This window comes from Streptomyces sp. NPDC027663 (genome assembly GCF_055566415.1).
This window is the reverse complement of the sequence record NZ_JBVHSK010000002.1, coordinates 57,270-81,982: the sequence shown is the minus strand read 5'-3', so window position 1 is coordinate 81,982 and position 24,713 is coordinate 57,270. Positions and strand designations below refer to the sequence as shown.

Annotated in this window: 24 protein-coding genes and 1 pseudogene; 15 read left to right on the top strand and 10 right to left on the bottom strand. The window is 70.9% G+C overall.

The window, feature by feature from the left end:
* Positions 1–4 precede the first annotated feature (4 nt).
* From ACZ4SF_RS05240 to ACZ4SF_RS05210, 7 genes are all read left to right on the top strand, one after another.
* Positions 5–553 carry a F0F1 ATP synthase subunit B gene (locus tag ACZ4SF_RS05240; protein WP_468378509.1) on the top strand — a complete coding sequence of 183 codons (549 nt, stop codon included), beginning with the start codon at positions 5–7 and terminating at the stop codon, positions 551–553.
* A complete protein-coding gene (locus tag ACZ4SF_RS05235; RefSeq protein WP_468378506.1) occupies positions 550–1,365 on the top strand; it encodes a F0F1 ATP synthase subunit delta in 816 nt (271 codons plus the stop codon). Before ACZ4SF_RS05240 ends, ACZ4SF_RS05235 begins: the two co-directional genes overlap by 4 nt.
* A 148-nt stretch (positions 1,366–1,513) precedes the next feature.
* Positions 1,514–3,106, top strand: coding sequence for a F0F1 ATP synthase subunit alpha (atpA, locus tag ACZ4SF_RS05230; protein WP_468378504.1), 1,593 nt, complete (start codon positions 1,514–1,516; stop codon positions 3,104–3,106).
* Between the two features lie 21 nt (positions 3,107–3,127).
* Positions 3,128–4,045, top strand: coding sequence for a F0F1 ATP synthase subunit gamma (locus tag ACZ4SF_RS05225; protein ID WP_468378502.1), 918 nt, complete (start codon positions 3,128–3,130; stop codon positions 4,043–4,045).
* Positions 4,045–5,481: a F0F1 ATP synthase subunit beta gene (gene atpD, locus ACZ4SF_RS05220; RefSeq protein ID WP_468378499.1), complete on the top strand. Its 1,437-nt coding sequence runs from the start codon at positions 4,045–4,047 to the stop codon at positions 5,479–5,481. The genes ACZ4SF_RS05225 and atpD overlap by 1 nt, the downstream gene beginning before the upstream one ends.
* A gap of 110 nt (positions 5,482–5,591) precedes the next feature.
* On the top strand, positions 5,592–5,966 hold the full coding sequence (locus tag ACZ4SF_RS05215; protein WP_468378496.1) for a F0F1 ATP synthase subunit epsilon: 375 nt from the start codon (positions 5,592–5,594) through the stop codon (positions 5,964–5,966).
* Between the two features lie 153 nt (positions 5,967–6,119).
* Entirely contained in the window at positions 6,120–6,566 is a 447-nt protein-coding gene (locus tag ACZ4SF_RS05210; protein WP_468378494.1) for a DUF2550 domain-containing protein, read from the top strand.
* A 62-nt stretch (positions 6,567–6,628) separates the two neighbouring features.
* On the opposite strand, the gene ACZ4SF_RS05205 is transcribed toward ACZ4SF_RS05210, so the two are convergent.
* From ACZ4SF_RS05205 to ACZ4SF_RS05195, 3 genes are all read right to left on the bottom strand, one after another.
* Positions 6,629–8,449, bottom strand: coding sequence for a glycosyl hydrolase family 18 protein (locus ACZ4SF_RS05205; protein WP_468378492.1), 1,821 nt, complete (start codon positions 8,447–8,449; stop codon positions 6,629–6,631).
* A 125-nt stretch (positions 8,450–8,574) separates the two neighbouring features.
* A complete protein-coding gene (locus tag ACZ4SF_RS05200; protein WP_468378489.1) occupies positions 8,575–9,216 on the bottom strand; it encodes a response regulator in 642 nt (213 codons plus the stop codon).
* Entirely contained in the window at positions 9,213–10,385 is a 1,173-nt protein-coding gene (locus tag ACZ4SF_RS05195; protein ID WP_468378487.1) for a sensor histidine kinase, read from the bottom strand. Before ACZ4SF_RS05195 ends, ACZ4SF_RS05200 begins: the two co-directional genes overlap by 4 nt.
* Positions 10,386–10,536: 151 nt before the next feature.
* On the opposite strand from ACZ4SF_RS05195, the gene ACZ4SF_RS05190 reads away from it, so the two are divergent.
* Together ACZ4SF_RS05190 and ACZ4SF_RS05185 are read left to right on the top strand one after the other, a co-directional pair.
* Positions 10,537–11,133, top strand: coding sequence for a hypothetical protein (locus ACZ4SF_RS05190; protein ID WP_468378484.1), 597 nt, complete (start codon positions 10,537–10,539; stop codon positions 11,131–11,133).
* Complete coding sequence (locus tag ACZ4SF_RS05185; RefSeq protein ID WP_468378481.1) at positions 11,130–11,633, top strand: DinB family protein; 504 nt, start codon at positions 11,130–11,132, stop codon at positions 11,631–11,633. Before ACZ4SF_RS05190 ends, ACZ4SF_RS05185 begins: the two co-directional genes overlap by 4 nt.
* Before the next feature lie 19 nt (positions 11,634–11,652).
* Here ACZ4SF_RS05185 and ACZ4SF_RS05180 read toward each other — a convergent pair whose 3' ends face one another.
* The 3 genes and pseudogenes from ACZ4SF_RS05180 to ACZ4SF_RS05170 form a co-directional block, all read right to left on the bottom strand.
* Complete coding sequence (locus tag ACZ4SF_RS05180) at positions 11,653–12,225, bottom strand: cob(I)yrinic acid a,c-diamide adenosyltransferase (protein ID WP_468378478.1); 573 nt, start codon at positions 12,223–12,225, stop codon at positions 11,653–11,655.
* Positions 12,226–12,238: 13 nt separating this feature from the next.
* A pseudogene (locus tag ACZ4SF_RS05175) lies at positions 12,239–12,988 on the bottom strand (ABC transporter permease).
* A 19-nt stretch (positions 12,989–13,007) separates the two neighbouring features.
* Positions 13,008–13,793: an ABC transporter ATP-binding protein gene (locus tag ACZ4SF_RS05170; RefSeq protein ID WP_468378476.1), complete on the bottom strand. Its 786-nt coding sequence runs from the start codon at positions 13,791–13,793 to the stop codon at positions 13,008–13,010.
* Positions 13,794–13,880: 87 nt separating this feature from the next.
* Here ACZ4SF_RS05170 and ACZ4SF_RS05165 point away from each other — a divergent pair, with 87 nt between their 5' ends.
* The 4 genes from ACZ4SF_RS05165 to ACZ4SF_RS05150 all read left to right on the top strand — a co-directional run bounded on the left by ACZ4SF_RS05165 (position 13,881) and on the right by ACZ4SF_RS05150 (position 18,882).
* Positions 13,881–14,522, top strand: coding sequence for a TetR/AcrR family transcriptional regulator (locus tag ACZ4SF_RS05165; RefSeq protein WP_468378474.1), 642 nt, complete (start codon positions 13,881–13,883; stop codon positions 14,520–14,522).
* Positions 14,523–14,644: 122 nt separating this feature from the next.
* Positions 14,645–15,493 carry a 3-hydroxyacyl-CoA dehydrogenase family protein gene (locus tag ACZ4SF_RS05160; protein ID WP_468378472.1) on the top strand — a complete coding sequence of 283 codons (849 nt, stop codon included), beginning with the start codon at positions 14,645–14,647 and terminating at the stop codon, positions 15,491–15,493.
* A 157-nt stretch (positions 15,494–15,650) separates the two neighbouring features.
* Positions 15,651–15,974, top strand: coding sequence for an STAS domain-containing protein (locus tag ACZ4SF_RS05155; protein WP_014675024.1), 324 nt, complete (start codon positions 15,651–15,653; stop codon positions 15,972–15,974).
* A 304-nt stretch (positions 15,975–16,278) separates the two neighbouring features.
* Entirely contained in the window at positions 16,279–18,882 is a 2,604-nt protein-coding gene (locus ACZ4SF_RS05150; protein ID WP_468378471.1) for an ATP-binding protein, read from the top strand.
* A 334-nt stretch (positions 18,883–19,216) separates the two neighbouring features.
* Here ACZ4SF_RS05150 and nucS read toward each other — a convergent pair whose 3' ends face one another.
* Positions 19,217–19,888, bottom strand: a complete 672-nt coding sequence (gene nucS / locus ACZ4SF_RS05145; RefSeq protein ID WP_468378469.1) for an endonuclease NucS — start codon at positions 19,886–19,888, stop codon at positions 19,217–19,219.
* Between the two features lie 276 nt (positions 19,889–20,164).
* On the opposite strand from nucS, the gene ACZ4SF_RS05140 reads away from it, so the two are divergent.
* Positions 20,165–20,557 (top strand): SCO5389 family protein, encoded by a 393-nt coding sequence (locus tag ACZ4SF_RS05140; protein WP_067129325.1) that lies wholly within the window; start codon positions 20,165–20,167, stop codon positions 20,555–20,557.
* Between the two features lie 114 nt (positions 20,558–20,671).
* Here ACZ4SF_RS05140 and ACZ4SF_RS05135 read toward each other — a convergent pair whose 3' ends face one another.
* Positions 20,672–21,700: an LLM class flavin-dependent oxidoreductase gene (locus ACZ4SF_RS05135; protein ID WP_468378466.1), complete on the bottom strand. Its 1,029-nt coding sequence runs from the start codon at positions 21,698–21,700 to the stop codon at positions 20,672–20,674.
* Positions 21,701–21,923: 223 nt separating this feature from the next.
* Between ACZ4SF_RS05135 and ACZ4SF_RS05130 the strand changes: the two genes are divergently transcribed.
* Positions 21,924–22,256: an ATP/GTP-binding protein gene (locus ACZ4SF_RS05130; protein WP_468378464.1), complete on the top strand. Its 333-nt coding sequence runs from the start codon at positions 21,924–21,926 to the stop codon at positions 22,254–22,256.
* A 100-nt stretch (positions 22,257–22,356) separates the two neighbouring features.
* On the opposite strand, the gene ACZ4SF_RS05125 is transcribed toward ACZ4SF_RS05130, so the two are convergent.
* A complete protein-coding gene (locus tag ACZ4SF_RS05125) occupies positions 22,357–23,244 on the bottom strand; it encodes an ABC transporter permease (protein WP_468378462.1) in 888 nt (295 codons plus the stop codon).
* Complete coding sequence (locus tag ACZ4SF_RS05120) at positions 23,241–24,695, bottom strand: ABC transporter ATP-binding protein (protein WP_468378459.1); 1,455 nt, start codon at positions 24,693–24,695, stop codon at positions 23,241–23,243. Before ACZ4SF_RS05120 ends, ACZ4SF_RS05125 begins: the two co-directional genes overlap by 4 nt.
* Between the last annotated feature and the right edge of the window lie 18 nt (positions 24,696–24,713).

Below are 24,713 nucleotides of genomic sequence, written 5' to 3'. Positions count from 1 at the left end.
TGATGTGATCGCCAACCTGGTGCAGCTGGCGGCCGAGGAGAAGCAGAACCCGCTTATCCCGGCCGGTCCCGAGCTGCTCGTCGGCACCATCGCCTTCGCCATCGTGTTCTTCTTCTTCTGGAAGAAGCTGCTTCCGAACATCAACAAGGTTCTGGAGGAGCGTCGCGCGGCGATCGAAGGCGGCATCGAAGAGGCCGACGCCATGAAGGTCGAGGCCCAGAGCGTCCTTGAGCAGTACAAGGCCCAGCTCGCCGAGGCCCGGCACGAGGCCGCGCGCCTGCGCCAGGAGGCGCAGGAGCAGGGTGCCGCGCTCATCGCCGAGATGCGGGCCGAGGGCCAGCGGCAGCGCGAGGAGATCGTCGCCGCAGGTCACGCCCAGATCGACGCCGACCGCAAGGCCGCCGCGGGCGCGCTGCGTCAGGACGTCGGCAAGCTCGCCACCGACCTGGCCGGCAAGCTCGTCGGCGAGTCCCTCGAGGACCACGCCCGCCAGAGCCGTGTGATCGACCGCTTCCTCGACGAGCTCGAGGAGAAGGCCGAGGCCACGCGATGAACGGAGCGAGCCGCGAGGCCCTGGCAGCCGCACGGGAGCGTCTCGACGCGCTGACGGACTCCACGTCCGTGGACGCCGCGCAGCTCGCCGACGAGCTGGCGGCCGTCACCGCGCTGCTCGACCGCGAGGCCGGCCTGCGCCGGGTCCTCACCGACCCGGCGCAGGCCGGAGAGGCGAAGGCGACGCTGGTCCAGCGTCTGATCGGTGGCCAGGTCAGCGGCGCCACCGCCGACCTGGTGGCCGGAATGGCCCGGTCCCGCTGGTCGCAGCCCCGTGACGTGGTGGACGCGCTGGAGGACCTGGCGAGCATCGCCGACCTCACGGCCGCGGAGAAGACGGACACCCTCGACGACGTCGAGGACGAGCTGTTCCGGTTCGGCCGGATCGTCTCCTCCAGCACCGAGCTGCGCGCCGCGCTCACCGACCGTGCCGCCGGCGCCTCGGCCAAGACCGAGCTGCTGCACCGGCTCCTCGGCGGGCGGGCCAAGCCGGCCACCGAGCGTCTGGTGACGCGCCTCGTGACCGCGCCGCGTGGACGTAGCCTGGAAGCGGGACTGGAGTCCCTGTCCAAGCTCGCCGCGGAGCGCCGGAACCGCATGGTCGCCGTCGTCACCTCGGCGGTGCCGCTGAGCGACGGGCAGAAGGAGCGCCTCGGCGCTGCTCTGACCAAGCTCTACGGGCGTCGGATGCACCTCAACCTCGACGTCGACCCCGAGGTCGTCGGCGGTATCCGGGTGCAGGTCGGTGACGAGGTCATCAACGGCTCGATCGCGGACCGGCTGGACGACGCCGCCCGCCGCATGGCGAGCTAGCAGCAACTCGACATCTCGACTCGTCGAGAAAAGCAGTACGTAATTACGGCCCTGGTTGGGCCGTGCAGAGGATTCACCTCTTTCAGGGGGGAGTCCCCATCCCCCCCAAGTGAAACTTCGGGCCCAACAAGGAGAGCAGGGAACCCAGATGGCGGAGCTCACGATCCGGCCGGAGGAGATCCGGGACGCGCTGGAGAACTTTGTCCAGTCGTACAAGCCGGACGCGGCCTCGCGCGAGGAGGTCGGTACGGTCACCCTTGCCGGCGACGGCATCGCGAAGGTCGAGGGCCTCCCCTCGGCCATGGCCAACGAACTGCTGAAGTTCGAGGACGGCACCCTCGGCCTCGCGCTGAACCTGGAAGAGCGCGAGATCGGTGCCATCGTCCTCGGTGAGTTCAGCGGCATCGAGGAGGGTCAGCCGGTGCAGCGCACCGGTGAGGTCCTCTCCGTCGCGGTCGGCGAGGGCTACCTCGGCCGCGTCGTCGACCCGCTCGGCAACCCGATCGACGGCCTCGGCGAGATCGAGACGTCCGGCCGCCGCGCCCTCGAGCTGCAGGCCCCCACGGTCATGCAGCGCAAGTCGGTGCACGAGCCGATGGAGACCGGCTACAAGGCCGTCGACGCGATGACCCCGATCGGCCGTGGTCAGCGTCAGCTGATCATCGGTGACCGCCAGACGGGCAAGACCGCCCTGGCCGTCGACACGATCATCAACCAGCGCGACAACTGGCGCTCGGGCGACCCGAAGAAGCAGGTCCGCTGCATCTACGTCGCCATCGGCCAGAAGGGCTCCACCATCGCCGGCGTGCGCCGCGCGCTGGAGGAGAACGGCGCCCTGGAGTACACGACCATCGTCGCCGCCCCGGCGTCGGACCCGGCCGGCTTCAAGTACCTTGCGCCGTACACCGGTTCGGCCATCGGTCAGCAGTGGATGTACGAGGGCAAGCACGTCCTCATCATCTTCGACGACCTGTCGAAGCAGGCCGACGCCTACCGCGCCGTGTCGCTGCTGCTGCGCCGCCCGCCGGGCCGCGAGGCCTACCCGGGTGACGTCTTCTACCTGCACTCCCGTCTGCTGGAGCGCTGCGCCAAGCTCTCCGACGACATGGGTGCCGGTTCGATGACCGGTCTGCCGATCGTCGAGACCAAGGCCAACGACGTCTCGGCGTTCATCCCGACCAACGTCATCTCCATCACCGACGGCCAGTGCTTCCTGGAGTCGGACCTGTTCAACGCCGGTCAGCGCCCCGCGCTGAACGTCGGTATCTCCGTCTCCCGAGTCGGTGGTTCCGCGCAGCACAAGGCGATGAAGCAGGTCTCCGGCCGTCTCCGCGTGGACCTCGCCCAGTTCCGTGAGCTGGAGGCGTTCGCCGCCTTCGGTTCCGACCTGGACGCCGCCTCGAAGTCCCAGCTGGAGCGCGGTCAGCGCATGGTCGAGCTGCTGAAGCAGGACCAGTACCAGCCCATGTCCACCGAGGACCAGGTCGTCTCCGTCTGGGCCGGCACCACCGGCAAGATGGACGAGGTTCCGGTCGCCGACATCCGCCGCTTCGAGAAGGAGCTGCTGGAGTACCTGCACCGCAAGGAGCAGGGCCTCATGACCTCCATCCGCGAGGGCGGCAAGATGTCCGACGACACCCTCACGGCCATCGCCGACGCGATCGTGGAGTTCAAGAAGCAGTTCGAGACCTCGGACGGCAAGCTGCTCGGCGAGGACGTTCCTGCCGCTGCCGCCAAGTGACGTAAGGAAGGGACCTGACTCATGGGAGCCCAGCTCCGGGTCTACAAGCGTCGCATCCGATCCGTCACCGCGACCAAGAAGATCACCAAGGCGATGGAGATGATCGCCGCCTCGCGCGTCGTCAAGGCGCAGCGCAAGGTGGCGGCCTCCACGCCGTACGCGCAGGAGCTCACCCGCGCGGTCACGGCGGTCGGTACGGGTTCGAACACCAAGCACCCGCTCACCACGGAGACGGAGAACCCGAGCCGTGCCGCGGTCCTGCTCCTCACGAGCGACCGCGGTCTGGCCGGTGCTTTCAACTCCAACGCCATCAAGGCGGCGGAGCAGCTGACCGAGCGCCTGGAGCGCGAGGGCAAGCAGGTCGACACGTACATCGTCGGCCGGCGCGGTGTCGCCCACTACAACTTCCGTGAGCGCAAGGTCGCGGAGTCGTTCACGGGCTTCACCGACGAGCCGTCGTACGCGGACGCCAAGAAGGTGGCCGCGCCGCTGATCGAGGCCATCGAGAAGGAGACGGCGGACGGCGGCGTGGACGAGCTCCACATCGTCTTCACCGAGTTCGTCTCGATGATGACGCAGACGGCGCTCGACGCCCGGCTGCTGCCGCTGCGCCTCGAAGAGGTCGCCGAGGAGGCGTCGCCCAAGGGCGAGATCCTCCCGCTGTACGACTTCGAGCCGTCGGCGGAGGACGTCCTCGACGCCCTGCTGCCGCGCTACGTGGAGAGCCGCATCTACAACGCGCTGCTCCAGTCGGCCGCTTCCAAGCACGCCGCCACGCGGCGCGCGATGAAGTCGGCCACCGACAACGCGGGCGAGCTGATCAACACGCTCTCCCGTCTTGCCAACGCGGCCCGCCAGGCCGAAATCACCCAGGAAATCAGCGAGATCGTCGGTGGCGCCAGCGCCCTGGCCGACGCGACCGCGGGGAGTGACCGATAATGACCACCACTGTTGAGACCGCGACGGCTACGGGCCGCGTCGCCCGGGTCATCGGCCCGGTCGTCGACGTGGAGTTCCCCGTCGACGCGATGCCGGACATCTACAACGCCCTTCACGTCGAGGTGGCCGACCCGGCCAACGCCGGCGAGAAGAAGAAGCTGACCCTGGAGGTCGCCCAGCACCTGGGTGACGGCCTGGTCCGCACCATCTCCATGCAGCCCACCGACGGTCTGGTCCGCCAGGCCCCGGTCACCGACACCGGCGACGCCATCACGGTGCCCGTCGGTGACTTCACCAAGGGCAAGGTGTTCAACACCCTCGGTGAGGTGCTGAACGTCGACGAGAAGTACGAGGGCGAGCGCTGGGGCATCCACCGCAAGGCCCCGAACTTCGACGAGCTCGAGTCGAAGACCGAGATGTTCGAGACCGGCGTCAAGGTCATCGACCTGCTGACCCCGTACGTCAAGGGCGGCAAGATCGGTCTGTTCGGCGGCGCCGGCGTCGGCAAGACGGTGCTCATCCAGGAGATGATCTACCGTGTCGCCAACAACCACGACGGTGTCTCCGTGTTCGCCGGTGTCGGTGAGCGCACCCGTGAGGGCAACGACCTCATCGAGGAGATGACCGACTCGGGCGTCATCGACAAGACCGCCCTGGTCTTCGGTCAGATGGACGAGCCCCCGGGCACCCGTCTGCGCGTCGCGCTGGCCGGCCTCACCATGGCCGAGTACTTCCGTGACGTCCAGAAGCAGGACGTGCTGTTCTTCATCGACAACATCTTCCGCTTCACCCAGGCGGGCTCCGAGGTGTCGACCCTGCTCGGCCGTATGCCCTCCGCGGTGGGCTACCAGCCGAACCTGGCCGACGAGATGGGCCTCCTCCAGGAGCGCATCACCTCGACCCGTGGTCACTCGATCACCTCGATGCAGGCGATCTACGTCCCCGCGGACGACCTGACCGACCCGGCCCCGGCCACCACCTTCGCCCACCTCGACGCGACGACGGTTCTGTCCCGTCCGATCTCCGAGAAGGGCATCTACCCGGCCGTGGACCCGCTGGACTCCACGTCCCGGATCCTGGACCCGCGCTACATCGCTGCGGATCACTACAACGCGGCCATGCGCGTGAAGACGATCCTGCAGAAGTACAAGGACCTCCAGGACATCATCGCGATCCTCGGTATCGACGAGCTGGGCGAGGAGGACAAGCTCGTCGTCCACCGTGCCCGTCGTGTGGAGCGCTTCCTGTCCCAGAACACCCACGTCGCCAAGCAGTTCACCGGCGTGGACGGTTCGGACGTGCCCCTCGACGAGTCGATCGCCGCGTTCAACGCGATCTGCGACGGTGAGTACGACCACTTCCCCGAGCAGGCGTTCTTCATGTGCGGTGGCCTCGAGGACCTCAAGGCCAACGCCAAGGAGCTGGGCGTCTCCTGAGCCTCGTGCTCGTGTGAGGGGGCGGGCGCGTCCCGCCCCCTCATCCACGCCCTCTAGAATTGACCCCAACACCCGGCACCCCTGCCGGGTGGTGACCCGAGGAGCCACCCTTGGCTGCTGAGCTGCACGTCGAGCTGGTCGCCGCCGACCGCCAGGTCTGGTCCGGCGAGGCCACCCTGGTCGTCGCGCGCACCACGTCCGGCGACATCGGCGTCATGCCCGGTCACCAGCCGCTGCTCGGTGTGCTGGAGTCGGGCCCGGTGACCATCCGTACGAGTGAAGGTGGAACGGTCGTCGCCGCGGTGCACGGCGGTTTCATCTCGTTCGCGGACAACAAGCTCTCGCTGCTGGCGGAGATCGCCGAGCTGTCGGACGAGATCGACGTCCAGCGCACGGAGCGGGAGCTGGAGCGCGCGAAGGCGGAGGGCGACGCCGCCGCCGAGCGCCGCGCGGACGTCCGACTGCGCGCCGCGACGGCGAGCTGAACCAGCCGCGCTGTACCTTGACGTCACTCAGCCGCGGCCGGCCCGGAGTATCCGGTGCCGGTCGCGGCTGAGGCAGATGTGGGTGTTTTTTCCGTTTCATTACTCAGTAACAAGAGCAGCACTGCTGCCGGGGAGACGAGGAGGTCGGTGCCGATGGTCCTCGCTCTGACTGTGTGCGGGATCGTGGTCGCGCTCGTGGTGGTGGGACTGTTCCTGTTCGGACTGCGCCGCAGACTGATCCAGCGTTCCGGCGGCACCTTCGACTGCTCGCTGCGCTGGGACGTGGCCGAGAAACCCGACGCCGGCGGCAAGGGCTGGAGCTACGGCGTCGCCCGCTACAACGGTGACCGCATCGAGTGGTACCGGGTCTTCTCCTACGCCCCCCGCCCCCGCCGCGTCCTGGAGCGCGCGCAGATCGAGGTGGCCGGCCGCCGGCTGCCCGACGGCGAGGAGGAACTGGCGCTGCTGTCCGACGCCGTGGTGCTGGCCTGTACCCACCGGGGCACGCGCCTCGAACTCGCCATGAGCGAAGACGCGCTGACCGGTTTCCTCGCGTGGCTCGAGGCGGCCCCGCCCGGACAGCGGGTGAATGTGGCGTAGCCGCATCCGCCCCCCGGCCGAGGCCGAGGGGGCGAACGCGGCTCTGAGCGGGGACTGCTCGCCTACAGGTTGCTGCTGATGGCGTTCACCAGCTCGCCGTTGCTGGTGTCACCGCTGAATTCCCAGAAGAACGCCCCGCCGAGGCCCTGGTTCTTGGCCCACGTCATCTTCGAGGCGATGGTGGCGGGGGTGTCGTACGACCACCAGTTGCTGCCGCAGTGGGCGTACGCGGTGCCGGCGACCGTGCCGGTGGCCGGGCAGGACGACTTCAGCACCTTGTAGTCCTCGATGCCCTGCTCGTAGGTGCCGGACGCGGGGCCGGTGGCCGTGCCGCCGGGGGCGTCCTGGGTGACGCCGGTCCAGCCGCGGCCGTAGAAGCCGATGCCGATGAGCAGCTTGTTCGCGGGGACGCCGATCGCCTTGAACCTGGCCATCGCGTCGGCGGTGGTGAAGCCCGCCTTCGGGATGCCGGAGTACGAGGTGAGCGGGGAGTGCGGGGCGGTCGGGCCCTTGGCGTCCCAGGCGCCGAAGAAGTCGTACGTCATCACGTTGTACCAGTCGACGTACTGGGCGGCGCCCGCGTAGTCCGCGGCCTCGATCTTGCCTCCGGAGGAGGCGTCGGCCGTGGTGGCGGCGGTGACCAGGTTGCTGGAGCCGAACTTGGCGCGCAGCGCGGACATCAGGTTCTTGTAGGCCGCGGCGCCGCTGGTGTCACAGGACAGGCCGCAGGCGTTCGGGTACTCCCAGTCGATGTCGATGCCGTCGAAGACGTCGGCCCAGCGCGGGTCCTCGACCAGGTCGTAGCAGGACTGGGCGAAGGCGGCCGGGTTCTTCGCGGCCTCACCGAAGCCGCCGGACCAGGTCCAGCCGCCGAAGGACCACAGCACCTTGATGTTCGGGTACTTGGCCTTCAACTGGCGCAGCTGGTTGAAGTTGCCGCGCAGCGGCTGGTCCCAGGTGTCGGCGGTGCCGCTGACCGACTGGTCGGCGGTGAAGGCCTTGTCGTAGTCGGCGTAGGAGTCGCCGATCGCGCACTTGCCGCCGGTGACGTTGCCGAAGGCGTAGTTGATGTGCGTGATCTTGGAGGCGGAGCCGGACGTCACCAGGTTCTTGACGTTGTAGTTGCGGCCGTAGATGCCCCACTCGGTGAAGTAGCCGAGCTTGACCTTGTTGCCGGTGGGCGGGGGAGTGGTGCCGCCGCCGGTGGTGTGCACCCTGACCGCGCCGCTGACCGGGCCGGTCTGGTCGGCGGTGTCGCGGGCCTGCACGGTGTAGGAGTAGTCGGTGCCGGCGGTCAGGCCGGTGTCGGTGTACGACGTGGTGGTGACCGTGGCGACCTTGGTGCCGTCGCGCAGGACGTCGTAGTTCTTGATGCCCTTGTCGTCGGTGGCCGCGCTCCAGCCGAGCTTCACGGAGGTGTCGGTGACCGAGGAGGCGGTCGGGGTGCCGGGGGCGGAGGGAGTGGCGTCACCGGGGACCGTCGTGCCGTCGCAGCTGTCGCCGTTCAGCTTGCAGTTGGCGGGGGAGCCGGAGCCCGCGCCGTTGAAGCCGAAGGAGACGGAGGCCCCGGGGGCGATGGTGCCGTTGTAGGACTTGTTCTTGGCGGTCCAGTGGGTGCCGGCGCTGGTGACGTCCGCGTCCCAGGCGGAGGTGACGGACGTACCGGAGGGGAAGTCCCACTCGACGGTCCAGGAACTGATGCTGCTGCTGCCGGTGTTCTTGATGGTCCACTGGCCGCCGAAGCCGGTGCCCCAGTCGCTGGTCTTGGTGAAACTGGCCGTCGCGTTCGTCGCGGCCTGGGCCGGGCCGGCCAGACCGACCAGGCCGGCCAGGGGGAGCAACAGGGTCGCGAACCCTGCCGCGGCTCTGTGTCTGAAGCGCATGCTGCGCCTCCCTCGTCGTCGGGGGTGTCAGGGGCATGACTGAGCCTTCACGCCCCACGGTGCTGCGAGGGTAGAAAGGTCTGGACCACAGGTCAATAGGTCTGGACCATTCCGGACGGAGCGCGCTAGACGCCCAACTCCCGCGCCAGAACAGCCGCTTGCACCCGGCTGCGCAGCTCAAGCTTGGCCAGCAACCGGCTGACGTGCGTCTTCACCGTGCCCTCAGCCATGTCCAGCCGCGCCGCGATCTCCGCGTTCGACAACCCCTCGCCGATACAGCCCAGCACCTCACGCTCCCGCCGGGTCAGCCCCTCCAGCACGGCCGGGTCGCCCGCCGCCTCCCGCGCCGGTCCCGCGGCGAACTCGGCGATCAGCCGCCGGGTCACGGCCGGCGCGACGATGCCCTCCCCGCGCGCCACCGTCCGTACCGCGTCCAGCAGCGCCCGTGCCTCGGTGTTCTTCAGCAGGAAGCCGGCCGCCCCGGCCCGCAGCGCCCCGAACACGTACTCGTCCAGGTCGAAGGTGGTCAGCACGAGGACGTCCGCGAGCTGCTCGGCGACGATCCGCCGGGTCGCGGTCACCCCGTCCAGCACCGGCATCTGCACATCCATCAGCACCACATCGGGCCGCAGCTGCCGGGCCAGCTCCACCGCCCGCTCCCCGTCCGCCGCCTCCCCGGCCACCTCGATGTCGGGCGCGCTGCCCAGGATGAGGACCAGCCCGGCGCGGACGGCCGACTGGTCCTCGGCGACCAGGACGCGGATCATGCGGGGTCTCCTTCGGTGAGCGGAAGCGTGGCGCGTACGGACCACAGGGCGCCCTGCGGTCCGGCCTCGAACGTGCCGCCGAGCAGTGCGGTCCGCTCCCGCATCCCGGTGAGACCGGCGCCGGAGCCGGGTGCCCGAGGGATGTCGCCGGGCCGGTAGGGGCTGGTCACCCGGATGTCCAGAGCCCCGTCCTGCTGCCGGAGGCGGACCCGGACGCAGCCCTTCGCCGCGTGCTTCAGGGCGTTGGTCAGCGCCTCCTGCACGATCCGGTAGGCCGCGAGTTCGACGGGCGCGGGCACGTCGTCGTGACGGGCGTCGAGCGTGACCTCCAGGCCGTTGGCGCGGGCGCTGCCGACCAGGGCGCCGAGGCCGTCCAGCGTGGGGGACGCGGCCGGTTCCCGGTCGCCGGAGCCGTCGCGCAGGATGCCGATCAGCCGGCGCATCTCGGCCAGGCCCTCCACGCTGTTCTCGCGGATGACGGCGAGTGCGTCCCGGCTGGTCTCGGGGTCGTCGATGGAGAGCGCGGCCGTGGAGTGGATGGCGATGGCCGACAGGTGGTTGGCCACCATGTCGTGCAGCTCCCGCGCCATCCGGGAGCGTTCGGCGGTGACCGCCTGCGTGCGGTCCATCTCGGCCAGCAGCGCGGTCTGTTCGGCACGCAGCCGGGCGGCCTCGGCGGCGTCGCGGTGGTCGCGCACGAGCACGCCGGTGGCGGCCGGCCCGAACGCGACCACCCCGACGCCCACCCCGATGAGCAGGCCCTGGGGATCCCGCCAGAGCGCGGCGGGTACGACCCCGGCGACGACCGTCAGCATCCCGGTCACCCACGGGATGCGCCGGGCGGCGGCCGGGGTGCCGTACAGCACGGCCGCGTACATCAGGTCGGTGTAGAGCACGATCGTGACGATGCTGCCGAGGGTCACCGTGTCCAGGACCAGCGCCGCCGTGCCGATCAGCAGACCGGTGCGGGGCATGATGCGGCGCAGCGGCTCGCAGGCGGCCGTCACGGTCAGGGGGACGAGCGGGGCCCAGGGGGCGTGCCACAGCACGAGGCCGTCCTGGTCGAGGCGGGGGTGGATGCCGAGCGCCCACAGCAGCACCCCGCCGGCCAGCCCGCCCACGGCGATACGCCAGTCGTCGCGGTGCGGGCGGGGAAGTGCGAGGGACATGCCCCCATCCAACACGGCCTCCGGCCACCGTGCCTGCGCCTGGGGAAGGGTCCCGGACTGCGACTTTCGCTTACGCCGGTCTCGTCACCGCCGACGATGATCCGCGGGCCGGCCCACGGGAGCCTGGAAGGGTGAACGAGGGGAGCGAACCGTGATCGTCGGACTGATCATCGCCTGTGAGGTGGCGTTCTGGGTGCTGCTGGCGGCCGGACTTGCGTTCCGGTACGGACTGCGGATGCGACGCACCGGCCTGGCCCTGCTGCTGTGCGAGCCGCTGCTGGAGATCGTGCTCTTCACCGTCACCGCGATCGATCTCAAGCACGGCGCCGAACCGGACTGGCGGCACGGTCTCGCCGCGGTCTACATCGGCTTCACGGTGGGCCTCGGCCACTCGACCATCAAGTGGGCGGACGCCCGGGTGGCCCACCGCTTCGCCGCCGGCCCGCCCCCGGCGAAGCCCCCGAAGTACGGCACGGCGCGCGCGGTCCACGAGTGGAAGGTCGCGGGCCGCTGGATCCTGGCGTCGGTCGTCGCCCTCGCGCTGCTCCAGGGCGCGGTCTGGTACGTGGGCGACGACGGCGACACCGGGTCACTGCGGGCCTGGCAGACGCGCATGCTCTGGGTGATCGGCATCAATCTGGTGATCGCGGCCAGTTACACCCTCTTCCCCAAGCGGAAGCCCACGGCCGGGGCTGTCGAAAATCCGCTCGACTCCGAGGCGGGTGCAGGGAGATCATCCGGGCGATGACACGCACCGATACGCCTCCCGCCTGGGACGAGCGCACTCAGCTGACCACCTTCCTCGACTACGTCCGCGCCACCGCGCGTGCCAAGTGCGAGGAACTCTCCGACGAGGACGCCGCCAAGGCACCCCTCCCCGGCTCGCCGCTGATGACCCTGAGCGGGCTGATCAACCATCTGCGCTGGGTCGAGTACTACTGGTTCCGGGTCGTCTTCCTCGGGGAGGAGGACGAGGGCCCCTGGACCGACGAGGACCCCGACCGGGAGATGCGCATCGCCGTCGACTTCCCGCTGTCCCAGCTGCTCGACGAGTACGCCACGGAGTCCGCGCGCTACGACGAACTGGTCGCCGCGCACGACCTGGACGCCAAGGCGCAGCGCAAGCGGGACGACGGCAGCGCGTTCGACCTCCGCTGGATCCTGCTGCACCTCATCGAGGAGACGGCCCGGCACAACGGCCACCTCGACATCCTGCGCGAGCTGGCCGACGGCCGGACCGGCGCCTGACCGGACCCCTGGGCCGTGCCTAGCGCTCCCCGCCCGGCACCCACAGCACGTCGCCGACCTCCCGGTTGGCGCTGCGGGCCAGGATGAACAGCAGGTCGGAGAGGCGGTTGAGGTAGGTCGCGGTGAGCGGGTTCATCGTCTCGCCGTGCGCCTCCAGCGCCTGCCAGGTGGAGCGCTCGGCCCGGCGGACCACCGTGCACGCCTGGTGGAGGAGGGCGGCACCCGGGGTGCCGCCCGGCAGGATGAAGGAGCGCAGCTTCTCCAGACGCTCGTTGAAGCGGTCGCAGTCCGCCTCCAGCCTGTCGATGTAGAACTGCTCGACCCGCAGGGGCGGGAACTCCGGGTTCTCGGCCACCGGCGTCGACAGGTCCGCACCCACGTCGAACAGGTCGTTCTGGACGCGGGTGAGGACCGGGACGATCTCCTCGTCCAGGCCGCCCAGCGCGATGGCGGTGCCGATGACCGCGTTGGCCTCGTTGGTGTCCGCGTAGGCGGAGATCCGCAGATCCGTCTTGGACACCCGGCTCATGTCACCGAGGCTGGTGGTGCCCTGGTCGCCGGTCCTGGTGTAGATACGCGTCAGATTGACCATGTGGCCAGCGTAGTTACGCTCCGGCCGTCCGGAACACCCGTGTGCCCGTCGTCACGGCCAGTGCCGCGAAGCCGACGGCGACCAGGATGCCGTACAGCATGTGCGGGGTCGCGTACGCGCCGGTGTACGCGTCACGGACGGCGTCCACCAGATAGCGGAACGGGACGAAGTGCGAGAGTACGTCCAGCCAGCCCGGGGCGAGGCTCATCGGGAGCATCAGGCCGGACAGCAGCATCGACGGCATCGACACCGCGTTGATCAGCGGGCCGAACTCCTGCGGGGTGCGGGCCCTCATGCCGAGGGCGTACGACACCGAGGCCAGTGAGAGCGTCAGCAGGGCGACGAACGCGAAGCCGATGAGGACGCCCGCGAGCGGTGCGCGCAGGCCCATCACCAGCGCGGCCAGCACCAGCAGCACCGCCTGGAAGACGAAGACCGTGGCGTCCCGCAGCGCCCGGCCGAGCAGCAGGGCGAGCCGGCTGACCGGGGTCACCCGCATCCGCTCCACCACCCCCTGCCCCTTCTCGACGATGATCGTGAACCCCGCGAACAGGGCTCAGAACAGGCAGAGTTGAAGCAACAGGCCTGGGACGAGCACCTGCCAGGAGCTGCCCTGCCCGCCCAGCGGCAGACCGGTGAGCAGCGGGCCGAAGAAGAGCAGATGGAGCAGAGGCGTGAGCACCCCGAAGAGCAGGGCGAAGCGGGAGCGCAGGGACTGGCGGAGATAGCGGCCGTAGATGAGGGCCGTGTCATGAAGCAGCATCAGGCGGGTCCTGTACGTCCTATACGGCGACGGGGGCGGAGTCTTCGGTCGCGCGGCGGCGGCCGGTGACGGCGAGGAAGGTGTCCTGGAGCGTGGCGTCGGGCGAGCCGCCGTGGCGCAGCTTGAGTACGCCCGGGGTGCCCTCGGCGGCGACCGCGCCCGCGTCGACGATCACCAGGCGGTCGGCGAGGGCGTCGGCCTCGTCCAGGTAGTGGGTGGTCAGGAAGACGGTCGTGCCGTGCTCGTCGCGCAGCCTCCGGACCAGCGCCCACAGGTCGGCGCGGCTGCCGGGGTCGAGGCCGGTCGTCGGCTCGTCGAGGAACAGCACCTTCGGGCGGTGGGTGAGCGCCATCGCGATGTCCAGGCGCCGCCGCTGGCCGCCGGAGAGCGCACCGGTCTTCCGGTCGAGCAGTGCGGTCAGACCGAGGTCCGCCGCCAGTTCCTCCGCGCGGGCCACGGCCTGCGCCTTCGGCAGGCGGTACATCCGGCCCTGGGTGACCAGTTCCTCGCGGACGGTGATCTGCGGGTCGACCCCGCCGGACTGCGCGACACAGCCGCTGGCGCGGCGTACCCCGGCCGGATCGGTCGCCAGGTCGCACCCGGCGACGGTGGCCGCGCCGGCGGTCGGCTTCAGCAGGGTGGTGAGCATGCGCAGGGTCGTGGTCTTGCCCGCGCCGTTGGGGCCGAGGAAACCGAGGATCTCGCCCTCGTGGACGGTGAGGTCGATGCCGCGGACGGCGTCGACGGGGCCGGCTTTCGTCCGGAAGGTGCGGGCGAGGCCCGCCGTACTGATGACTGCTGGCATGCCCCCAGAAAAACAGAGTCCCTGAAATTTTGCAACGCCACCAAAGTTTCAAGGTCACCATGATTGTGGGCGGCCTACGATGGCGGCATGGCAGAGGGGCTCAGGGAGCGCAAGAAGCGCGAGACCAGGCAGCGCATCTCGGACATCGCCACGGGGCTGTTCGTGGAGCGCGGCTTCATGGCGGTGACCATGGCGGACGTGGCGGAAGCGGCCGACGTCTCCGTCAACACCGTCTACAACTACTTCCCGGCCAAGGAGGACCTCTTCTTCGACCGCTCCGCCGGCGTCGTGGACCGGCTGGCCCGCTGGGTGCGCGGCCGGGACGCGGGCGAGTCCGCCGCCCGGGCCGTGCTGCGCGAACTGCGCGAGGAGGTCGAGGCCGTCTCGCCCCGGGTCGGCCTGATGGAGGGCTACGACCGCTTCATGCGCGTCATCCATGAGGCACCGCCGCTGCGCTCCCGGCTGTGGAGCCTGCAGCAGGAGATCCACGACAGCCTGGAGGCGGCCCTGCGCGACGAGACCGGCGCCGCCGAAGGCGACCCGCTGCCCGACCTGATGGCCGGTCAGATCTGCTGGATCCATCAGACGGTGTTCGTGACCATCGGCCGTCGGATGCTCGACGGTCGAAAACCGGCCGAAGTATCACGAGAGGTACTTCTCCTCCTGCATGACATCGAGGACCTGTTGAGTGAAAAGGTGCTCAACTACGCCGTCCGAGGCGCGGAATGACCCCTGCCGGTGTGATGTCCGTCAAATGAGACGTGACGCGCGTTACTTACCGGTCACACAGCGGCGCCGGAGCGCTATGGTCCGCCGAAGAGGCACCTCAACCACGTTCACAGGGAGTCGGAGTGGCACGGAAGCTCGCCGTCATCGGGGCCGGTCTCATGGGGTCCGGCATCGCTCAGGTCGCCGCGCAGGCGGGCTGGGAGGTCGTCCTGCGGGACGTCACCGACGAGGCACTGAAGCGCGGCACCGACGGCATCAAGGCCTCCTACGACAAGTTCGTCGGCAAGGGCAAGCTGGCCGCCGAGGACGCCGAGGCCGCCCTCGCGCGCATCACCCCCACCACCGACCTGGACGCCGCCGGCGAGGCGGACATCGTGGTGGAGGCCGTCTTCGAGAAGCTCGAGGTCAAGCACGAGATCTTCCGCGCGCTCGACAAGATCGTGCGCCAGGACGCCGTGCTCGCCTCCAACACCTCCGCCATCCCGATCACCAAGATCGCGGCGGCCACCGAGCACCCCGAGCGGGTCGTCGGTGTGCACTTCTTCTCGCCGGTTCCGATGATGCAGCTCGTCGAGCTGGTCCGCGGCTACAAGACCAGCGACGAAACCCTCGCCACCGCACGGGAGTTCGCCGAGTCCGTCGGCAAGACCTGCATCGTCGTCAACCGCGACGTCGCCGGCTTCGTCACCACCCGGCTCATCTCCGCCCTCGTGGTCGAGGCGACCAAGCTCTACGAGTCCGGTGTCGCCACCGCCGAGGACATCGACCTCGCCTGCAAGCTGGGCTTCGGCCACGCCATGGGCCCGCTCGCCACCGCCGACCTCACCGGCGTCGACATCCTGCTGCACGCCACCGGCAACATCTACACCGAGTCCCAGGACGAGAAGTTCGCCCCGCCGGAGCTGATGCGCCGGATGGTGGACGCCGGTGACATCGGCCGCAAGAGCGGGCAGGGCTTCTACAAGTACTGAGTCACCCGTCCACGCCCGACAGCCCCGGGGGTATCACCCCCGAGGGTGAATTCGGTATCGGTTCGCTTACAAGCAGCAACCGCACCGCCACTCGCACAGTCAGACGTTGCACAGCACCGTCACGGAGTACGCCAACCGCACTCAACGGGGAGCGCATATGCACATCAGGGGCGACCACGCCGAGCTGGTCGTCGGGGGCCGCCTCGACGTACGCAGCGCGGCGGACGCCCGTACGGCTTTGCACTCGGCCGTCGACACCGGAGTCGGCGACCTGGTGCTCGACCTGTCCGAACTGGACTCCTGGGACGCCACCGGGCTCGGGGTGATCATGGGCGCCCACCGGCGGGCCGGCCGCTGCGGGCGCCGACTGGTGCTGCGGGGCGTACCACCGCAGATGCAGCGGCTGCTGGTGGCCACCCGGCTGCACCGGATCCTCGCCATCGAGGGCGGTATCGGAGTGGAGTCGCTGCCCCGCGTGTGAGGCGGGCGCGGGTGCGGGGTGCGGACGGGTGTGAGGTGCGTACAGGGCTGAACCGGGCGAGGGGGGCGACCGGGACGCAGCCGCCGAAGAACCCGGCGGAGGCAATCCTCACAAGACCGTGACGTCTCGGACCGCATGGCACCCCACCCTGTCGGAGACACTGAGCGAAGGTTTAGGGTTCGGTCGCCCGCTCCCTCGCAACCCTCGACCGAGCGGGCCCGGACCAGAAGCGACAGCACGGTGTGCGACAAGGCCGGGAGGGCCGGAATCACGGGCACACGACGCTTTTGGGGGGCTTGAACCCATGGACCCGATCAACCCGGGACCCGAGGAGCAGGACCAGGCGCACAGCCGTCGCCCGCCCCGGGAATCCCTCACCTCCGACTTCGCCCCGGGCGCGCCCACGCCCGCCCGGACGACCCAGCTCGTCACGGGTGACCTCCAGCTGACCGTCAACCCGGTCGACGGCAGCGAGATAGAACCCTGCCCGCCGGCCGACCGCCCCGGCAGGCCCCGCAAGCGCACCGCCGACGAGCGCGCCGAGCGGGAACGCACGGCCCGGCCGCCGGTACCGCCCGGCCCCGCCCAGCCCGCGGTCTCCCTGCTGGAACGCCAGGACGAGCGCGAACGCCTGGTCCGCCTCCTCGCCCGCGGCCGCTCGGTCCGCCTCACCGGCCCGCCCGGCTCCGGCCGTACCGCCCTGCTCGACCTGGTCGCCGCCGACTGCCTGGACCTCGCCCCGGACGGGGTGGTGCACCTGGGCGGCCTCCACCGCACCGCCGACGACGTCCTCCACGACCTGTTCCACGCCGTCTACGACGCCCCCCGGTACCGACCCGGCCAGGATGAACTGATCGCCTGCGTCCGCGAGATCGGTGCCGTCGTCGTCCTGGACGACCTCGCGTTCGGCGGCGCCGCCCTCGACGGACTCCTCGAGGCCACCCCCGAGTGCGCGTTCCTGTTCGGCGCCACCCCCGACGTGCCCGCGCCCTCCGCCGGGTCGGACGTGGAGGAGGTCTTCCTGGCCGGACTCGACCGGGCCGCCGGCGTGGAGATCCTGGAGCGGACCGTCGGCCGGGTCCTGACCGAGGACGAGGCCAACTGGGCCGGCGACCTGTGGTTCGAGTCCGAGGGGCTGCCGCTGCGGTTCGTCCAGGCCGGTGCCCTGCTCCGGCAGCGGGACGAGCTGCGGGCCAGCACCGGAGCGGTGGACGAGTACGGGGTCTTCGAGGACGTACGCCACCCGGCGGACATGCCCGTCGACATGGACGAGGACATCCCGCTGCCCTCCCTCGGCGACGCCGCGGCCCCCGCCCCGCTGCTCGCCTCCCGGCTCAGTGCCTCCGCCCGCGCCGCCCTCCGCTTCGCGGTCGCCCTCGGCGGCGAGATGCCGCACCAGGCGCATCTGCCCGCACTGGTCGGCGACACCCACGCGGACGCCGCCCTCGGCGAGCTGGCCGGCTGCGGACTGGTCTCGCCCGTCGGCTCCCGCTACCGCCTCGCGGCCGGGGTGCAGACCCAGCTGGAGGCCGCCGGATACGGCGATGACGCCTCCGACCGGGCCTTCACCGCCGCCCAGCACTACGCGTGGTGGGCTGGTCATCCCTCGGTCACCCCCGAACGGGTGTGCGCCGAGGCCGACGCGGTGCTTGCCGCGCTCTCCGCCGCCGTGCCGCAGACCACCCCGGCGGCCGAGGGCGAGGAGAGCACGGCCGTACGGCTCGCCCGCACCGCCGCGCCCGCCTTCGCCGCCGGACTCCACTGGAGCGCCTGGGAGCGGACCCTGCGCTCCGGTGCGGAGGCCGCCCGGCTGGCCGGCGAGGTGCCCGAACAAGCCTATTTCCACCACGAGCTGGGCATCCTCGCGCTCTGCGCCGGCCAGTTCGACCGGGCCCGTGCCGAACTGGAGGCGTCGGGCGGGCTGCGCGGCGCTCTCGCCGACAAGCGAGGGGCGGTCGCCGGGCGCCGGGCGCTGGCCCTGCTCGCCGACCGCGCGGGGCAGACACCCGGCCCGTCGGCGCTGCCGCCCGCGGGGGAGGAGCGGCCCGAGACCCGGCACGAGGTGCCGGCGCCGCCGTACGGCCCCGTGGCCGACACCCTGGTCACGCAGCAGCCGCCGCGGCCGGCGGCCCAGGGCGGCGGCTTCCGGCGCCTGGCCCGCCGCAACCTGGTGGCGGCCGGGTCCGGGGCGCTGCTCGCCGCCGTGCTGGGCACGGTCGTGACGCTCGGCATGACGTCCGACCCGGACGGCGACCGGGACCCGGCGGGCAAGGTCGACGTCAACCCGTCCGTCGGTCAGGGCATCGACGGCGGCGACCTGGGCGCGGGCCCGACGCAGGGCGGCGGGGGCGGCGGCACCGGCACGGCCACCGGCCGGCCGACGTCACCGGGGCCCGACGGCACGTACGGCACGGCGGACGACCCGGCACCGCCGGCGAACACGGCCCGTCCCTCGGAGAGCGTCCGGCCCTCCGGCTCCGGCTCGTCCTCGCACTCCCCGTCCAAGTCGCCCAAGCCGTCCGGCTCTTCGGGCTCGTCCGGCGGCGGTACGACGGGTGGCTCCACCGGTGGTTCCACCGGCGGCTCGACGGGCGGAAGCACCGGCGGCACGACCACGGGCGGCTCGACGGGCGGAAGCACCGGTGGCACGACCGGCGGCACCACGGGCGGCACGACGGGCGGCACCACGGGCGGGTCCACGGGCGGCACGACCAGCGGCGGCTCCACGACGGGCGGCACCACCGGTGGTACGACCGGCAGTACGACGGGCGACACCACCGGCGGCACGAGCACCGGCGGCACGACCACGGGCGGCACGGACGCCGGCACGACCGGCTCCGCCGGCGGTACGTCGAGCAGCGCCTCGGCGCCCCAGAGCGCGCCGGGGGCGACCAGGACGCTGATGTGACGGGGTGACGTGACGGCGCGCCCTTCGGGGCGGGCTGCTCACCGGCGTCGGACGGTGACCGGATCGGACACTCGGCGCGCACCGTCCGGGAGTTTCAGGACCAACCCCTCCCCGTCCAGGCCGTCCGTCATCTCACGAGAGGCGTCCTCGTCCATGAAACGCACTCATGGCGCCCCTGCCCCGAGTCGGCAGTAGTGCCCTGTTGTCCACCGCGATGATCCGAGCTTCATACCCCTTGCGTCCGTGTTGTCACCCCTGGATGGGGCCTTGTCCCGGATCGGTGCGTGGGGGCGTGCGGTGGGACGGGCGGGGCGCCCGGAGTGCGACGGAGGCGCTAGAAGAGCTTGAGCTTGTCGTCCTCGATGCCCCGTAGGGCGTCGTAGTCGAGGAGCCGGCAGTTGATGCCGCGGTCGGTGGCGAGGACGCGGGCCTGGGGCTTGATCTCCTGGGCGGCGAAGATGCCGCGGACCGGAGCCAGGTGCGGGTCGCGGTTCAACAGCTCCAGGTAGCGCGTGAGTTGTTCCACGCCGTCGATCTCGCCCCGGCGCTTGATCTCCACCGCGACCGTCTGGCCGTCGGCGTCCCGGCACAGGATGTCCACCGGGCCGATCGCGGTCATGTACTCGCGGCGGATGAGCGTGTAGCCCTCGCCCAGCGTCTCGATGCGGTCGGCGAGCAGTTCCTGGAGGTGCGCTTCCACGCCGTCCTTGATCAGACCCGGATCCACGCCGAGTTCGTGCGAGGAGTCGTGGAGGATCTCCTCCATCGTGATGATCAGTTTCTCGCCCGACTTGTTGACGACGGTCCACACACCCTCGTCCCCACCCGTGCCCTCCTTCAGCGTGCAGGGCGGCGACATCCAGTTGAGCGGCTTGTAGGCCCGGTCGTCGGCGTGGATGGAGACGCTGCCGTCCGCCTTGACCAGGATCAGTCGGGGCGCCGAGGGCAGGTGGGCGGTGAGCCGGCCGGCGTAGTCGACCGAGCAGCGGGCAATGACGAGACGCATGGTCGGCAACGCTACTCGACGCGCGCCGGTGCACGCGATCCGCCCATCCCGCTCCCCGTGAATCGCCCCAATTATCCCTGGAAACTCTTGTTCATCCTTGGCCGATAGTGAGCATGAGCAGACCGTTCCATATGCGCAATCTGCTGGTGTGGTCACCGACCGTTGCCTACCGTAGAGAACGGGAGGTTGCGGCTCATGTACTCAGCGTGTTCGAAATCGCGAACTCCCTTACCTGTCCGGCAACCCCTGCTCGCCGGGGGTGCGAGAGGAGAACCCATGTCGCTCGACGTCTCACCGGCCCTACTCGAACAGGCCGAGCGAGGCGAGGTCGACGAAGCAGCATTCGTCGACTGCGTCCGGACCTCCCTGCCTTACGCATGGGAGATGATCAGCTCCCTGGTGGCCCAGCTGAAGGTCGACGGCGGTCCGTTCGCCGACAACCAGACGCCCCCGCCGGACGAGCAGGCACGCGGTCAGCTGCTGCGTGCGCTCGCGAGTGACGCGATACGCGGCGCGCTGCAGCGGCACTTCGGTGTGCGGCTGGCATTCCAGAACTGCCACCGTGTGGCGGTGTTCCCGCCGGACGCCTCGGCGGACGAGACGTTGGCCCGCTTCACGTCGGTGCGCAATCAGTTGCTGAACCAGTCGCCGGAGCTTCGGGACTGCTGAGGCGAGGCTCCGGCCGGACCGAGGCGGTGAGCCGCCTGCTTGCCGCTCCACCTGCGGGAGGTGCATCCAGCACCGGGGCGGCAAGCCTCATGCGGCTTGCCCGGTCGGCGCGGGTCAGCGCAGCTGGGGCAGCACCTCGGCGCCCAGGCGCCGGAGGTTCTCCTCCGTGGCCGCGAGGTCTCCCGAGCCCTCCACCAGGAGAGCGAACCGGGAGATGCCGGTGCGCTCCGCGGTGGCCGCGAGCCGGTCGGCGGCGAGCCGCGGGGTGCCCACCGGGTGCAGCCCGCAGAGCAGTTCCGTGTAGGCGTGCGGGTCGCGCATCGAGCGGGCCCGTCCGTCCACCGTCACATGGGCGTCGAGCCCCTGCTTCAGCCAGCCCGGCATCGCCTTCAGCAGCGTCTCCACCGCGTCGGTGCGCCGGTCGGCGAGCTGGCACACCCCGGCCGAGACATGGGCGGCGCCCGCGATCTCCTCGGCCGTCCGCCCCGCCGCGCGGGCGCAGCGCCGCCACAGGGCGACCATCTCTGCCTTCTCCTCGTCCCCGACGTGCATGCCGAGCAGCATCGGCAGACCGCGCTCGGCGGCCAGCCGCACGCTCGACGGTGAGGTGCAGGCGAGGACGACCTCGGGGCCGGCCGCGTCCGTCAGGGCCTCCGACGGGCGGGGTACGACGGGCACCTCGCGGAAGGAGTACCGCTCTCCGGAAGCCGCGACGGACGGTTCGCGCAGCCAGCGCAGCAGCAGATCGAGCGACTCCGGGAACCCGTGTTCGTACGCCTCCAGGCCTCCGCCGAACACCTCCAGGTCCACCCAGGGGCCGCCGCGCCCGACGCCCAGCGTGAACCGTCCGCCGCTCGTCAGGTGCAGCAGCGCGGCCTGTTCGCCGAGGGCGACCGGGTGCGCGGTGGGCAGTACGCTGACCGCGGTGCCGATCCGGATGCGCTCGGTGCGGCCGAGCAGCAGGGCGGCCAGCGTGGCGGCGGACGGGCATGTGCCGTAGGGCACGAAGTGGTGCTCGGCCAGCCATACCGCGTCCAGCCCGGCCTGCTCGGCGACCTCGGCCGAGCGGACGGCCCGGTGCAGGGCCTCCCCGTGGCCCTGGCCCGGGAACTGGGCGGCCAGCACAAAACTACCTACGTACATCGCTTTTCCTGCTTCCTTGGCTCCGACCCGGGAGCTCCCCCACCCGGCATAACCGTCTGACACGTGCCCAGGACACGGCCTCGCGGAGAGATTTGCGGATTGTCTGCAGAATGGGTGGTCGCGGAGGGGGACTTGTACGGGTTGGTTCCGTACGCGTACCCGGCTCGGCGGCGCGTAGGCTGGATGCAGCCCGTGCTTCCTGTATAGCTCCGAGAGGTGTCCCGTGTCCCCGCGTCGCAACCGACCGAAGGCAGCCGGATCGACGGGCCGGAGCGCCGAGGACGACCGCGCCGGCCGGTACGGCGGGTGGCAGTCCACGGAGAGCTGGCAGGGCGAGCACTGGAGCGTGCGTCATGTCGCCGGGGCGAGCGCCGAGGGCAAGACGTACCGCTGCCCGGGCTGCGACCAGCTGATCGCCTCCGGCGTCCCGCACGTGGTGGCCTGGCCGGAGCACGCGGGTGTCGACGACCGCCGGCACTGGCACAAGGCGTGCTGGAACGCGAAGGACCGCCGCACCACGCGGGTGCAGCGGTCCCGTAACGCGCCCAGATTCTGAGCGTCCCGCTGGTGCAGCAGTGCTTCGCCAACCGGCCTGGACAGAGCATCTGTCCGGGGGCTGGTGCGCTGCCGGCGCGGGAATGAGTGCAGCCGGAGCGCTACACGTCCCGGCTCTGCAGCAGCGCGTAAGCGCCCGCGAACACCGCAGCCGTCACACCAAGCATGATCCACAGGGGGTCCCAGCCGGACGGCCCGGACTCGCTGAGGGAGTTGGCGTAGAAGACGCTCATCTGGTTGGGGATGGAGTACTGCAGCAGCGCCTCACGCACCGTGCTCAGCGACTCGGTGAACATGAACAGCGCGAGCACCAGCGGTGCGAGCAGCACGCCGATCATGATGGTGATGGCGCCCGCGGAGTGCCGGATGACCGAGCCGATGAGCAGCGAGAGCAGTCCGAGCAGCGCCATGTACAGGCTGATGCCGACGGTGGCCTTGAACCACTCGCTTCCGGAGGGCGTCCGGGCGCCGGTGCCCTCCAGCATCGACGCATGGACCATGGCCACGAAACCCGAGGTGGCCAGGGTGAAGACGAAGGCGACGGCGAAGAACACGATCGACTTGGCGGCGAGCACCCGCGCCCGGCTGGGGCACGCGGTCATCGTCGTGCGGATCATGCCCGTGCCGTACTCGGAGGCCGTGGTCAGCACCCCGAGCGTGATGATGCAGATGCTGCCGAGGAGCAGACCGAAGAAGCCGAAGGACAGCGGGTTCTCGCCGGACAGGCTCTCGGAGTCGGAGTTGGACTCGACCAGCGCGCCGGAGAGCAGGCCGATGCCGACGACGAGCAGCACGAACACGCCGAGCGTCCACATCGTGGAGCGCACCGACTTGATCTTCGTCCACTCGGAGGCCAGCGCGTGCCCGAGGTGGGTGCGCACGACCGGGATGGGCGAGGTGTAGCCGGGGTACGGGCCGCCGGGCGCCGCCTGCCAGTCGGATGGGGAGGCTGCCGGGGCCTGCGGCATCGGGGGCTGGTGGGTGCTCATCGGGCGACGTCCTTGGACTGGGTCTGGGTCGGGTCGGCGGAGGAGGCGGGGGCGGGGGCCGGGGAAGCGGCGGCGGGCGCCTGCTGCGGCGCGGGCTGAGCGGCCGGAGCCGGCGCGGCCGCGGGGGCGGCCGGGGCGGCGGGGGTGGCCGGCGCTGCGGTTGCCGACGCGGCTGCGGGGGCCGCGGCTGCTGCCGGAGCGTCCTTGACGAGGGCCGGCGGCTGGTCCTGCGGGGCCGAGCCGGCCGTCGGGGCCTGCGCGGGCTGCTGAGGCTGGGGCTGCGGGGCCTGCGCGGCCTGCTGGACCGGTGCGCCCTGCTGGGCGTACGGGTTGGCGGCGCCCGGCGCCGGAGCGCCGTAACCGCCCGCCGGGGCGCCGCCGTACGCTCCCGCGGCGGGCGTCGGCATCGCGAAAGGCTGCCCGCCCTGCTGGGGCGGCGGCGGTGCGTACCAGCCGGGCTGGCCCTGGCCGGGCACCGGCACGGGCGGCTGGGCGCCGGGCGGCAGGGGCTGCTGGAGCCCCGCCTTCTGGTCGACGGTCGACCGGTAGTCCACGGCGCCCTGCGTCATCCGCATGTACGCCTCCTCCAGCGAGGCCTGGTGCGGGGACAGCTCCCACAGCCGGACGCCCGCCTCGTGCGCCAGGTCGCTGATCCGGGGCAGCGCCAGCCCGGTGATGCGCAGCGCGCCGTCCTGTTCGCGCAGCACGTGGCCGCCCGCCTCGGCGAGCGCGGAGGACAGCTTCTCGCGCAGCTGCGGCTCGGTGTCGGGGGTGCGCACGCGTGCGAAGTCGGCGGAGTTGGCCGAGATGAAGTCCTTGATGCTCATGTCGGCGAGCAGCTGGCCGCGCCCGATGACGATGAGGTGGTCGGCGGTCAGCGCCATCTCGCTCATCAGGTGCGAGGAGACGAAGACCGTCCGGCCCTCGGCGGCGAGCGCCTTCATGAGGTTGCGGACCCAGAGGATGCCCTCGGGGTCGAGGCCGTTGACCGGCTCGTCGAAGAGCAGCACCTGCGGGTCGCCGAGCAGTGCGGCGGCGATGCCGAGCCGCTGGCCCATGCCGAGCGAGAAGCCCTTGGAGCGCTTTCTGGCCACGTCCTGCAGACCGACCACGCCGAGCACCTCGTCCACGCGCCGGGCCGGGATGCCCGACAGCTGGGCCAGGCTCAGCAGATGGTTGCGGGCGGACCGGCCGCCGTGCACGGCCTTGGCGTCGAGCAGCGCGCCGACCTGCCGGGGGGCGTTGGGCAGCTTGCGGTACGGGTAGCCGCCGATGGAGACCGACCCGGACGTGGGGTTGTCCAGGCCCAGGATCATCCGCATGGTCGTGGACTTGCCCGAGCCGTTGGGCCCGAGGAAGCCGGTGACGGCTCCGGGCCGCACCTGGAAGGAAAGGTTGTACACGGCGGTCTTGTCGCCGTAGCGCTTGGTCAGGCCGACAGCCTCGATCATGCTCCGCACCCATCGAAA